General features: G+C 70.4%; 13 protein-coding genes. 5 read left to right on the plus strand and 8 right to left on the minus strand.

Annotated features, from left to right (window positions below):
- Window positions 1–20: 20 nt before the first annotated feature.
- The 8 genes from HV824_RS06520 to HV824_RS06555 form a co-directional block, all read right to left on the minus strand.
- Complete coding sequence (locus HV824_RS06520) at window positions 21–1190, minus strand: DegT/DnrJ/EryC1/StrS family aminotransferase (RefSeq protein WP_176418091.1); 1170 nt, start codon at window positions 1188–1190, stop codon at window positions 21–23.
- Complete coding sequence (locus HV824_RS06525; RefSeq protein WP_176422902.1) at window positions 1187–2305, minus strand: GNAT family N-acetyltransferase; 1119 nt, start codon at window positions 2303–2305, stop codon at window positions 1187–1189. The genes HV824_RS06520 and HV824_RS06525 overlap by 4 nt, the downstream gene beginning before the upstream one ends.
- 39 nt (window positions 2306–2344) lie before the next feature.
- Entirely contained in the window at window positions 2345–3430 is a 1086-nt protein-coding gene (gene yvcK, locus HV824_RS06530; RefSeq protein ID WP_176418093.1) for a gluconeogenesis factor YvcK family protein, read from the minus strand.
- Between the two features lie 93 nt (window positions 3431–3523).
- A complete protein-coding gene (exoE, locus tag HV824_RS06535) occupies window positions 3524–4891 on the minus strand; it encodes a polyisoprenyl-phosphate hexose-1-phosphate transferase ExoE (protein WP_176418094.1) in 1368 nt (455 codons plus the stop codon).
- Between the two features lie 93 nt (window positions 4892–4984).
- Window positions 4985–5722: a CpsD/CapB family tyrosine-protein kinase gene (locus HV824_RS06540; RefSeq protein ID WP_013939805.1), complete on the minus strand. Its 738-nt coding sequence runs from the start codon at window positions 5720–5722 to the stop codon at window positions 4985–4987.
- Between the two features lie 29 nt (window positions 5723–5751).
- Window positions 5752–7179: a Wzz/FepE/Etk N-terminal domain-containing protein gene (locus HV824_RS06545; RefSeq protein WP_176418116.1), complete on the minus strand. Its 1428-nt coding sequence runs from the start codon at window positions 7177–7179 to the stop codon at window positions 5752–5754.
- Window positions 7180–7193: 14 nt separating this feature from the next.
- Entirely contained in the window at window positions 7194–8339 is a 1146-nt protein-coding gene (locus HV824_RS06550) for a hypothetical protein (protein WP_176418095.1), read from the minus strand.
- Between the two features lie 65 nt (window positions 8340–8404).
- A complete protein-coding gene (locus tag HV824_RS06555) occupies window positions 8405–8977 on the minus strand; it encodes a polysaccharide biosynthesis/export family protein (RefSeq protein ID WP_163786869.1) in 573 nt (190 codons plus the stop codon).
- Window positions 8978–9351: 374 nt separating this feature from the next.
- Between HV824_RS06555 and HV824_RS06560 the strand changes: the two genes are divergently transcribed.
- From HV824_RS06560 to pheA, 5 genes are all read left to right on the plus strand, one after another.
- Complete coding sequence (locus tag HV824_RS06560) at window positions 9352–9549, plus strand: hypothetical protein (protein WP_176418096.1); 198 nt, start codon at window positions 9352–9354, stop codon at window positions 9547–9549.
- A 75-nt stretch (window positions 9550–9624) separates the two neighbouring features.
- Window positions 9625–10053: an EVE domain-containing protein gene (locus HV824_RS06565; RefSeq protein ID WP_176418097.1), complete on the plus strand. Its 429-nt coding sequence runs from the start codon at window positions 9625–9627 to the stop codon at window positions 10051–10053.
- A gap of 49 nt (window positions 10054–10102) precedes the next feature.
- Window positions 10103–10558 carry a GNAT family N-acetyltransferase gene (locus HV824_RS06570; RefSeq protein ID WP_176418098.1) on the plus strand — a complete coding sequence of 152 codons (456 nt, stop codon included), beginning with the start codon at window positions 10103–10105 and terminating at the stop codon, window positions 10556–10558.
- Window positions 10558–11697 carry a bifunctional chorismate mutase/prephenate dehydratase gene (locus HV824_RS06575; RefSeq protein ID WP_176422903.1) on the plus strand — a complete coding sequence of 380 codons (1140 nt, stop codon included), beginning with the start codon at window positions 10558–10560 and terminating at the stop codon, window positions 11695–11697. Before HV824_RS06570 ends, HV824_RS06575 begins: the two co-directional genes overlap by 1 nt.
- Window positions 11690–12511: a prephenate dehydratase gene (pheA, locus tag HV824_RS06580; RefSeq protein ID WP_176422904.1), complete on the plus strand. Its 822-nt coding sequence runs from the start codon at window positions 11690–11692 to the stop codon at window positions 12509–12511. Before HV824_RS06575 ends, pheA begins: the two co-directional genes overlap by 8 nt.
- The last annotated feature ends 7 nt before the right edge of the window (window positions 12512–12518 follow it).

The raw sequence follows: 12518 nt of genomic DNA on the forward strand, positions 1-12518 counted from the left end.
CCCTGTCCCCTGAATGAACCTCAACCCGCGCGCTTCTTCGTCCGGTGGTCCGACTTCACGGCCTCGCGCGCCGCGTGCGCCACGTCCGCCATCACCTCCGGCGTCAGGTCCTGGTGGCACGGAATCTCCACGATGGAGCGCCGCAGCTGCGCCACCTCCGGGAAGGCCGCGGCGTCACAGGCCGGGTGGAAGCGCTTCCAGAAGTCGATGGCGTCGATGCCCTGCGCGCGCAGCCGCGCCAGCACCTCCGCCTTGTCCTGCACCACCAGCGGGTAGAACAGCGGGCAGGCGCCCGGCGGCAGCTGGTTGAACAGCGGCGGAGAGATGTCGCGCAGCCGGCCCAGCAGGAAGAAGTAGTTACGGCGCCGCTGCTCGACGATGGCTTCCAGGTCCTGGGCCTGGGCAATCCGCTTCGTCAGCGGGCTCATGCCCAGGTCCACGTGCTTGCGGTCGAAGTGCTGCGTGCCCGTGGCCACGCGCTTGATGCTGGCCGCCTTCACCGTGCCATGGCCCAGCGTGCGCACGGCGCTGCGCAGGGCCCGGCCGGCCAGGCCACCGCGCAGCTCCAGGTTCTGCAGCAGCGCGGACACCGTGTGGCTGAAGGTGGACGCGGACGGCGGCGCGGGCGGCTCCGGCAGGCTGTACTGGCGCGGGCCGTTGACGACCAGCGCGCCCCCATTGGGGACCGGCAGCGTCTTGTAGAGGCAGAAGATGCCCACGTCTCCCGTCGTGCCCAGCGGCACCGCGCCGTCGGAGGACAGCAGCGACAGCGCGCAGTCCTCGATGAGGATGAGGCCGTGCTGGTCCGCCAGCTCGCGCATCTGCGCGACGGGGCCCGGGAAGCCCGCGTAGTGCGTCAGGTACAGGGCCCGCGTCTTCGGGCCGATGCGCCGGGCCACGTCGTCCAGGTCCACGTCCCAGCGGCTGCCCACGCGGTAGAAGCGCGGCGTGGCGCCGGCGTCCACCAGGGCCTCCACCTCCACGCCGTGGTGGTAGGACGGCATCAGCACCTCGCCCGAGTCCAGCCCCAGCATCTTCACCGTCAGCCAGATGGCGTTGCGGGCGAAGTAGAAGTAGCGGACGTTGGGCGAGGAGAACGGCGGCAGCGCGCCGGGCTTCGGCCGCGACAGCAGCATGTGCGGCCACAGCGTGGGCAGTGACGGCACGAACAGCCGGCCAGAGTGCTTCATCGTCTCCATCGCGACACCACCTCTTTCACCGCGGGCCCCCACCGGAACTTGGCCGCACACAGCGCCCGGCCGAAGGGGGAGTCATTGAACACGTAGAGCCAGGTGTGGCGCCGGACCTCGTTCGTCCAGTCGCGCTTCCACACCATGTCCGGCCCCAGGAAGTCGAACTCGTGCAGGCCCCGGTCGATGCAGGCCCCGATGACCTCGTCCACCAGGAGCTGGCCCGGGCTGCACTCACGCAGGCGCTCGTCGTAGCCGGGCTTCAGCAGGAAGTAGCGCCCGCCGTATTCCAGGCCGTAGTGGAAGGCCACCGGCCGGCCGTCCAGCCGCAGGAAGTACAGCGCCAGCCGCTGGCGGTAGGCCGCGTCTCGCGCCAGCTCCGTGTAGAAGCCGCGCGTGCGCGCGTCCTGCGCCATGGCCGTGCCGCGCGCGCCCTTCCAGCCGCTCTGCTCCAGCAGGAAGCCTTCCTCCAGCGCGCCCTCCAGGCCGAGCCCGCTGTCTACCCGCTCGAAGGTGAGGCGGCCCTTCTCCTCCAGCTTGCGGCGGCGACGGCGGCAGTTGGCCTTGAACTTGGACTGCAGGCGCTGCTGGAAGGCGTCGCGCGTCTTGGGCAGCGGCACGTAGGGCGAGCGCAGGGACTCCCACGCTCCCACGGCCATCCCAGACTCGCGCGCCACCGCGTGCAGCCGCCAGGCAGCCGCACCGTCGGGGACATCCGTGAGCCGCAGCACATCCCAGCCACCAGCCGAGCGCAGGTGGGACACGAAGGCCGCCGCGGCGACCTCCGGTTCCTTCGCCACCAGGTCGAACCGGCAGGAGTGGGCGTTGGCCGCCGCGGACAGCTGCCGCACCGGGATGCCCAGCAGCGTCGTGCGCTCCTCCCACAGCGGGAGCACCGCGCCGAGGCTCCCGTCCGCGTCCCGCAGCGTCAGCACGCGCGGGTTCACACCGGGAACGAAGTTGTCCATCCAGACGCGGATGAACTCATGCCGGTAGAACAGCTCGTTGGAGGTGGCCTCCACGAGCGCGTTCCACTCGGACTCCAGGGCCATGAAGGCCGCGCGTCCCGTCACTTCGGTGACGCGCGGCGAGGCAGAAAGGTCTCTTGCTTCCATGAGGTGTCGGGCGCCCAAGGTGGGGATGGAGGTTCGCGGCTACAACCCGCTGCGGGCCATCTTCAGCAGGCAGGCGGCGACCTTGCGGCTGTCGTGTCGAATCCTGGACCCTGCCTTGAGGAGGTCCGCCTGCACCGGCACCACGCCCGCGCCAATCAAGTCGCGCGGGTTGGCCGACACGACGAACGAGCCGCGACGCGCATAGCGCCGGGACGCCTCTTCCGTGGGCAGCGTGCCGTTGACGAGCACCGCGTCCAGCACCGGCCCCACGTGGTCCGTGACGGCCTGCACGTGGTCCAGGCAGGACATGCCGTCCGTCTCCCCTGGCTGCGTCATCAGGTTGGCCACCATGACCTTCAGCGCGCGCGTCTCCTTGAGCGCCTGGGCCACGCCGTCCACCAGCAGGTTGGGCAGCACGCTCGAGTACAGCGAGCCCGGGCCGATGGCGATGAGGTCCGCCGTGTAGATGGTCTCCAGCAGGCCCTCGGTGGGCGGCGGCGAGCGAGGGCTCAGCGTGACGCGGCGCACCCGTCCATGCGCGCGGCAGATGTTGCGCTCCCCCACCACCTCCGTGTCGTCATGCATCTGCGCCACCAGCTGCACGGACGCCAGCGTGGACGGCAGCACGTGGCCCCGGGCGCCCAGCAGCTCCCCGGACATGCGCACCGCCTCCATGAAGTCCCCCTTCAGCTCCGCGAGCGCGGCGATGAGCAGGTTGCCCACCGCGTGGCCCGCCAGGCCGCGCGCCCCGCCGAAGCGGAACTGGAAGACGTCCTTGAGCGCGTTCTTTCCACCCGCCAGCGCCACCAGGCAGTTGCGGATGTCGCCCGGAGGCAGCGCGCCGTGTTGGCGCCGCAGACGGCCAGAGCTGCCGCCGTCGTCGCTCATGGCCACCACCGCGGTGATGTCGATGCCGGGCTCCCGGGCCTTCGGCGTCGCGCGCCGGGCCAGGCCGCGCAGCACCATGGGCAACCCCGTGCCTCCGCCGATGGCGACGATGCGCGTCGGCCGGTCCACCTGCCCCTGAAGAACCTCGTTGCCCTGGCCCTCCAGCTCCAGCTCCAGCCTGCGGCGGGCCTCCGCCCACTCCGCGGGCAGCGGCGCTTCCATGTCCATTCCCACCATGACGCTTACCCCCATCCACGACGCCCCAGCCCGCCTCCCCAGGCGGGCCCACCTCCCGGCCTCCCTCAGCGGAGGCCGGGAAAGCGAAATGCCCTACCGCGCCCCACGACCGAGAAGCACATGCCTCACGGTGTGGAAGATGATGCCCACATCCAGGAACAACGAACCGTTCTTCACGTAGTACAGGTCGAACTCCAGCTTGTTCCGCGCATCCTCCACCGACGCGCCGTAGGGGTAGCGAATCTGAGCCCACCCCGTCAGGCCTGGCTTCACGGCCTCCCGCAGGCCGTAGAATGGAATCTGCTGCTTCAACTGCTCGACGAACACTGGCCTCTCGGGGCGGGGCCCCACGAAGCTCATGTCTCCCGTCAGGATGTTGAAGACCTGGGGAATCTCGTCGATGCGCGCGCGGCGGATGAAGCGGCCCACCCGGGTGACACGGTCATCGTTCGCCTTCGCCCACACCGCGCCATGCTTCTCCGCGTCCGTGCGCATGCTGCGGAACTTCCACAGGTGATACGTGCTCCCGAACAGCCCGGTCCTTTCCTGCCGGTAGAAGATGGGTCCCTTCGAATCCAGCTTGATGGCCACCGCGACCAGCAACAGGAAGGGCGCGGACAGCATTAGCAGGAGGGATGCCACCGCGATGTCGAAGCCCCGCTTCAGCGTACGGCGCAGCGGGGACACGGTGAGCTCGTCCGCGAAGGCGAAGTCGCTCGCCCGCAGGAACTGCACGGGAATCCGGCGCAGCACCCGCTCGCAGAACCCCGTGGCCTCATACACCCGCCGGCCCTGGAGCCGGCAGCGCAGCAGGCCGTCCACCCAGTTGGCCCCGCGCATGTCGTCCGCGGCCTGCACGACATACGCCGCGTTCAGCCGGGCCGCCGTCTGCTCCAGCGTCTCACCGGAGGTGCGAGGGTCCGTCAGGCCCACGATGCGGTAGGTGCCCTCCCCGCCCGCTTCAATCGCGCTGGCCACCGCGCGCGCCTTGGGCCCCTCGCCGACGATGAGCACCGCGTGCGGGGCTCCCACCAGGGCGCGGATGGACACCCGCACCATCAACGTCCCGGCCAGGGCGCCCATCGCCCCACCCAGCAGCGTGCCCGGCGGGAGCTGCATCGGCACGACCAGCGGGGTGACGAGCATGACGCCGCCCGCCACCATCGCCGTGACACCCGCGGCCTTGAGGAACCGGTATCCCCTCACCCGGTCCTCCGCGGCCACACGGAGGTCATACAAGTCCAACAGGTACAGCGTGAACTGGAAGGTGATGACGAACGCCGCGCCCACCCACAGCAGCGTGGGCCACAGCTGCGACAGCGGCGTGTGCATCCCGTCAGGCGCGAAGAGTGCCGCGCAGGCCGCCGCGCCCATCACGCAGGCCAACGCGATTGCCGAACTTTCGGCGAGGAAGAACGTCAGCTTCTTTGCAGAGAAATAGTGGTGAAAAACGCGGAGCACGTGCCCCTCCAACCTACCCGCCCGACCCTCTCCCACCTCCGGCCCCGCCCCCTGTCACCAGGGGGCGGGCGCCGGAGCCGAAGCCACCCGCCGCTACTTCTTCTCGTAGTTCTTCAGGTACGGCGCCGAGTGGACCTCCGCGCCGTTCAGCACGCACCCGACGATGGGCGCGCCCCCCAGGCTCTCCACCGCCTGGTGCACCGCCTTGCCCGACGTCACGTTGGCGCGGATGACCATCAGCACGCCGTCCGCCTGGTGGCCCAGGATCGCCGCGTCCGCGAAGGGCAGCGTGGGCGGCAGGTCGATGTAGACCTCGTCGAAGCCCTCGCGCACCGCCTTGAGGAACTGCTTCATCCGGCCGCTCGCCAGCACCTGCGCGGTGTCCTCGGGGGTGACGCCCGCGGGGATGAGGGCCAGGCGCGTGGAGTTGAACCGCCGCACCACGTCCCGCACCTCGCAGTCCCCCGCCAGCAGCTCCGCCAGGCCCGTCTTGTTGCGCATGCCCAGCGTGGCCGCCACGCCGCCCCGGCGCAGGTCCGCGTCCACCAGCAGGATGCGGCGCTCCGGGTTCGCCCGGGCCGCGGCGAGCGCCAGGTTGACGCTCGTCACCGTCTTGCCCTCCCCCGGCATCGCCGAGGTGAGCGCGACGACCTTCATCGGCCGCAGGTCCCGCATCCGCTCCAGCCTGTAATAAAGGCTGCGGTACTGCTCCGCCGCGGCCGACGCCGGCGCCGTCAACGTCACCACCCGGCGGTCCACCGCGTTGCCGCCCGTCGGGTTGTCATCCACTCGGGGGAGGAAGTTGCCCGCCCGTTCCATCGTCTGATCCATGTCCGTCCTCCGTCCTTTTCCGGCGAGACTCAGTTCAACGTCGTGGGGTTGGACACGCTGTTTCGAGCCCCCGAAGCCGGCATCAGAATCCGCCGCTCCGTCTTGCCTTGCATTTCCGGGACCACCGCGAGCACAGGCAGCGTCAGGCGCTGGCGGACCTCGGTGCCATCGCGCAGGCTGTCGTCGCGCATCTCCAGGACTGAACCCGTCAGCACACCCAGGCCCAGGGCCAGGAGGAAGACGATGAGCATGCCCGCCATGCGGTCCGGCCGGGCCGGGGTCGCCGGCACGCCCGCCGGGGAGATGACGTTGAACAGGCTCTTGGCGCTCTTGGCCTCCAGCTCCTGCGCGATCTCCGCCTCCACCTTGCGGCTCACCACGCTCTGGTACTTGGTGCGCGCGATTTCGTAGTCGCGGTTCATCACCGCCAGCTCGTGCGCCCAGCGCGGGGTGTTGTTCAGCCGGCCCTGGTACGCCTCGGCCTGCTTCTGGAGGTCCTGAATCTCCTGCTGGATGTTGCCAATCAGCGAGGCCACGCGGGTGCGCTCGGCGCGCTCGGCCCACAGGCGGCCTTCAGCGTCCTTGCGGCGCGCGGACATGCTGTCCAGCTCCGTCTTCAGGCGCTTCACCTCCGGGTGGTCCTCCGTCCAGGTGGTGCGGGCGTTGACCAGCGAACGGGTGAGCCCGTTCTCCGCGGCCTCGAGCCGGCCGGCCTCGCTGTCCACCGCGTTGCGAGCGCGGGCCAGGTCGGAGCGACGCGCCTCGGCGACCCGCAGCTCCTCCGACTTCGTCTGGAGCTGGTGCGACACGCGCTCCAGGCCGCGCATGTTCATCTCCATCTGCTCGGGCAGCTCGCCCAGGTGGTCCACCTTGAACTGGGAGATTTTTCCCTCCCAGGCGCTGACCGCCTTGCCCAGCGCCACCATCTCCTCGTTGAAGAGGTCGGTGGCGCGCGCCGCCTGCGCCTGACGAATCTTCAGCGTCTCATCGGAGAAGATGGTCGGCAGGCGGTTGGCCACCTGCGCCGCCACCTGCGGGTCGCGGTTGGCGTAGGTGAGCTCGAAGGCCGTCTCACCCTCCACCCGCACCGTGAGGTCCTTGCGCATCTGCGCGACGGCGGACTCCATGCCCTTCTCCGAAACGATGTCCGGATAGAGGTTCATCTCCTCGATGGCCTTCTGGAGCACCGGACGCGCCAGCAGCTCCTGTCGAACGGTGAGCAGCCGCTGCTCGATGATTTCGCTCACCGTGCGCTGCACCATCTCCTCACCTGGCCGCTGCGGCTCCACGCGGACCACCACTGAAGCCTCGTACATGCTCGGCCGGGTCATCACGATGGCTGCGCCCACCAAGAAGACCACTGCTGCGATGGCACCGACCAGGGCCTTGCGTCGCCACAGGGCTCCCAGAAGCTGGTCTGCCGTCATCCCTCGCTCCATGTTCCGCTCCTCCTCCATCCCACGCGCTGTAGCTACCAAGGCGTCACCACCAAACGGACGGCGAACACATTGCGCGTCAGGTCCACCGCGCTCGCCGAATCCGCCAGCCCGACCTGAGCGATTCGATCCACCGCACCCTGCGCCGACAGGCGCCGGTCAATGCGGTACTCCACACCACCACTCACCGCGTAGCCCTGCGACACCCGCGGCGCTCCCCTGAACACGGCCCAGTCCAGCGACGGGGCCTGCCCGTTGCGGAAGAAGCTGGCCGCGCCAAAAAGCGAGAACTTCTGGGTGAACCGGCGCGCCAGCATCACCGACGCGTAGTCCGCCCACAGCGCGTTGGTGAAGCCGTTCGCGCCCACCAGGTCGTGTCCCATCGACACGCCCACGTCGAACAGCTCCCCCGCGCGCTGCAGCTCCACGTTCACTCGCGGAACCCACCCCCCCTGCTGGGCCACCGGCGCCAGGTACCGCACGGGGCCCGCCCGGACGGTGAAGGTGGTAGGCCGCGTCAGCCGATACCGCAACCCCAGCGCCGCGCCGTGCGACTGGCTCAGCGTCCCCTCATAGAGGAAGCCCTGGTACCGGTACTCCAGGCCCAGGCTGAGCCGGCGCGTGGCGCGGTACCAGCCTTCGATGGAGGGCGTGTGCGCGTACCCGGCGCGCTGCCCCACGTCGATGATGCGCACCGCCTCGAAGCGGTAGCCCGCGCGCATGTCCAGCCGCTCCGCCACGCGGTTCGTCACGCCCAGCGTCGCCTGCGTGAAGAACGTGGGCAGCGTGGAGCGCGCCAGGCCGTCACGCGGCAGCGAGCTGGGGTCCGTGACACGAAACACCCGGATCGCCGTGTCCAGCCGCAGCCGGCGCGTCATCTGGTGCCGGGCCTCCAGGCCGCCCCGGTGGTCCAGCGTCGTCCTGCCCGACCCATGCCGCATCAGCAGGTCGGCCGCGTAGAAGCTGTCCAGCGTGAGCCGCGCGTCCTTCGCCTCCAGCCCCAGCCGCGGCGTCACCTTCGTCATCAGCTGGCCGGTGCCGTCACCGCCCAGGCGCAGGTCGTCGTCGAACCGCTCCTCGGCCGTCAGCCGAAGCCGGGGTTCCCACACCGTCGCGGCCTGCGTGGCGGGCGCACCGAACATGAGGCCCGCCAGTAGCCACTTCTTCCAGTTGCCCTTCACCGTCGCCCTCCGTCCCGTACGCCAACCACCGCCCACGTCCACGACACCCACCGCGGCATCACAATTCACGGAACGACGACGGTGTCACCCGGACGGAGCATGACCTCGTGTCCGCCATCCGGAGAGATGAGGTCGCTGTAGCGCACCGGAATCTGGCCGCCCTTGCTGTCGGTGCGGATGACCACGATGCCGTCCGAGTTGGCGAAGTCCGTGAAGCCACCCGCCAGCGCGATGGCCTGCAGCAGCGACACGCGGCCGCGCAGCGGATAGGCGCCCGGGTGAGCCACCTCGCCGGTGACGAACACGCGGCTGCTGTTCACCTCGCGGACAATCACCGTCACGCGCGGCTCCTGCACGTACGGCTGATAGGCCGCCTTCAGCGAGTCAGCCAGCTCCGTGGGCGTCTTGCCCGCGGCGTGGACCTCGCCCACCATGGGCATGGAGATGTAGCCATCCGGACGGACCGGCAGCGTCCGGGACAGCTCCGCGTCACGCCACACCGCGATGTCCAGCACGTCCTCACGGCCAATCCGGTAGGGCTGCTCCGTGTTGTCCACCTTCACCTGCGGCTGGTGCGCGCAGCCCCCCAGGAGCATCACGCCCAACACCGTCCAGAACCCCGCGCTCGTCTTGCCCATCGTCAGCTCTCCCTCAAAAGCGTGTGTCGCGCTCCCGGCCCCACCGCGGCCGAGCGCTGCTTCCGGCTGCGTTGCCTTAGCAGCGCGTGTGCCACGTACTGGAGGGAGGGAAAGCCCTTGGATAGCAGTGGGTTACGAAGTGCCCTCCTGGGCGACCCCATGGGGTTCAGGAAATTTTTCCGGCATCGTACCCGCGTCGCACCCGGTGCTTTCTTCAGGCATTGCGCTGAACGGGGAACGACTTTTCCCTCCGCGCCCCCTCGCGCTTCCCATTTCCCCGGGGCTGGAGGCTGGCACGCGTCTTGGATTGAGGTTCGCGCGAGGCAGTGAAGTCCACGGCGCATGATGCGTGCGCGAGAACGGGGGAGGGTCGGATGAGGAAGGCGGCTGGGGCGGTGGCGGCGTCGTTCGCGATGGGCACGGGAGCCATGACGGTGATGGGTGTGGCCTTCGCGACGCAGATGGAGGCCGCGGTGGTCGCGGTGGTGGGCCTGGCGTTGTACGCGAGCAGCGCGCTGCTCACGAACAAGGCGCCGGCGGCGGCGGCCACCAGCGTCGCGAAGCAGGCGTAGTCGTCCGGAGGCAACAAAAGAGGCCGGGTGCCCCCGCGTGGCGGCGCCGGGCCTCTTTCATTATGGTGCGCCGCCATGGCCAAGCCACAGTACTGGCTCATCAAGAGCGAGCCCTCCGTCTACGCCTACGCCCAGTTGGAGAAGGACGGGAAGACGGAGTGGACCGGCGTGCGCAACTTCGAGGCGCGCAACAACATCCGGGCGATGAAGCCCGGGGACCTCTGCCTCTACTACCACTCCAACGAGGACAAGGCCGTGGTGGGCGTGGCCCAGGTCCTCACGCCGCCGGGGCCGGACTCCACCGTGCCCGATGAGGACTGGGCCGCCACCTTCATGGGGCCCGTCATTGCCTTCACCCAGCCGGTGGACCTGGGCACCATCAAGGCCACCGCCGCACTGAAGGATTTTCCGCTCGTCACCCGCGGCCGGCTGAGCGTGGCGTCCGTCACCGCCACGCACTTCAAGCAGGTGTTGAAGATGGGGAAGACAGTCCTACCGAAGTAGTACGGTGACACTGGTGGGGCGCCACCCGCCGAGGGCATACTCCGGCGCCGTGAGCGCCACTGACATCCGCAAGATTCCGGCTCGGGAGACGCGCGGCCTCCGCCACGCCATCCTCCGCCCCAACCAGCCTCCGGACATGGCCGTCTATCCCGGGGATGATGACGCGGACACGCTCCACCTGGGCGTCTATACGGCGGGGCGCCTGGTGGGCGTGGCATCCTTGTATCGGGAGCCGCCGCCGGACGCGCTGCGTGCCACCACGGCCTGGCGCCTGCGAGGCATGGCGGTGGACGCCACCCTGCGTGGGCACGGCCATGGCGCCGCCCTCCTGAAGGCCTGCGTGGAGCATGCGGCACAGCAGGGCGGCTCCCAGGTGTGGTGCAACGCGCGGCTGACGGCCTCCGGGTTCTACCGCGCGCAGGGCTTCGCGCAGCGAGGCGAGCCCTTCGACCTGCCCGGCATCGGCCCGCACCACCTCATGTGGCGCAACCTCGGAGCCTCGTGATGACCACCCTCCCCGACCTCGACCTCATCCGGACCTCCATCGAGCGCATCGACGAGGAAATCCTCGATGCCCTCCGCCGCCGCATGGCGCTGGCGGACGACGTGGCCCGGGCGAAGCTGGCCGCCGCCGCGCCCTTCCGGGACCAGCGCCGCGAGGATTTGCTGCTGCGCCGCATCCGCACCCGCGCCGCGGAGCACGGCCTGGACCCGCACGAGGTGGAGCGCATCTGGCGGCTCTTCATCGACATGTCCGTGGCCCGGCAGCACGAGCTCGTCACCCGCCTGGACACCACGCCCCTGCGCGTGGCCTACCCCGGCGTGGAGGGCTCCTACAGCCACCTGGCCGCGCGCCGCCGCTACGGCCACCGCACGGGCGGCGTGCTGCTGTCCGGCTTCGACCACGCGCGGGAGGCCGTGGAGGCGCTCCGCCGCGGCGAGCAGGACCTGGTGCTGCTGCCCATTGAAAACACCACCGCGGGCAGCATGAACGAGACGTACGACTTGCTCGCCGAGGGCGGCGTGGTCATCACCGCGGAGCTGGTCAGCCAGGTGGACCACCGCCTGCTGGGCCTGCCGGGCGCGAAGCTGGAAGGGCTGCGGGAGGTGCTGTCCCATCCGCAGGCGCTGGCGCAGTGCGAGGCGTTCCTCCGGGAGAAGGTGCCCTGGGCCCGCGCGGTGCCGGACGTGGACACCGGCGGCGCGGCGCAGAAGGTCCGCGAGCGCAACGACGCGTCGGTGGCGGCCATCGCCAGCGAGACGGCGGCGCAGCGCTTCGGCCTGGAGGTGCTCGCGGGCGAGCTGCAGCCGGCCTTCGACTACACGCGCTTCGTGGAGGTGGGCCGCGAGGCCACGCCCCTGGCGCCCGGGGTGCCGTGCAAGACGTCCCTGCTGGTGGTGCTGGAGCACAAGCCCGGCACGCTGGGAGAGATGCTCCAGCGGCTCACCCTGCGCGGGGTGAACCTGAGCAAGCTGGAGTCGCGCCCCATTCCGGGGCAGCCGTGGCAGTACCGCTTCTACCTGGACGTGGAGGGCCACGCCGCCTCCGCGGCGGTGACTGCGGCGCTGGACGACATCCGGCCGCTCACCTCGTCGCTGCGCGTGCTGGGGACGTATGCGCGCGCGGAGGCGCCTCATGCCTGAGTCGTCGCGGCGCATCGCCTTCCAGGGCGAGCCTGGCGCCTACGGAGAAGAGGCCCTGCGCGCGCTGCATGGCGCAGGCGTGGAGGCCGTCCCCTGCCTCACCTTCCGCGCCGTCTTCGAAGCCGTGGCCGAAGGCCGCGTGCACGGCGGCGTGGTGCCGGTGGAGAGCTCGCTGGGCGGGCCCGTGGCGGAGACGGTGGACCTGCTGCTGGAGCATGACGTGCCGGTGACGGGCGAGCTGTCGCTGCGCATCCGCCACTGCCTGCTGGCCCCGCCGGGCCTGGCCCTGGATGACGTCCAGCAGGCGCTCTCCCACCCGCAGGCCCTGGCGCAGTGCGCGGGCTACCTGCGCCGGCGGGGCATCACCCCGCTGCCGGAGACGAACACCGCCATCGCCGCGCGAAAGGTGGCGGAGGAGAAGCCTCCGCACACGGCCGCCATCGCCAGCCGCATGTCCGCGGGCCTGTATGGACTGGCCGTGCTGGAGGAAGGCGTGGAGGACTCGCCGGACAACTACACGCGCTTCGTCTCCCTGGGGCCCGCGCCCGAACGGACCTGGACGCGGCGGAAGACGGCGCTGGCCTTCACCGTGGAGAATGGACCGGGCGCGCTGTACCGCGTGATGAGCGCCTTCTCCTCGCGCGGCCTCAACGTGGCGCGGCTGGAGTCCCGGCCACAGCGCCGCGCCTGGGAGTACGTGTGGTGCCTGGACGTGGACGGCGCGCTGGAGGACCCGCGGGTGCGCGAGGCGGTGGCCGCGGCCCAGGCCGCCTGCGTCACCCTGCGGGTGCTCGGAAGCTACGGCGTGGTGTGAGGTTCGC

The organism is Myxococcus sp. AM009 (genome assembly GCF_013372605.1).
Classification (GTDB): Bacteria; Myxococcota; Myxococcia; order Myxococcales; family Myxococcaceae; genus Myxococcus; species Myxococcus vastator.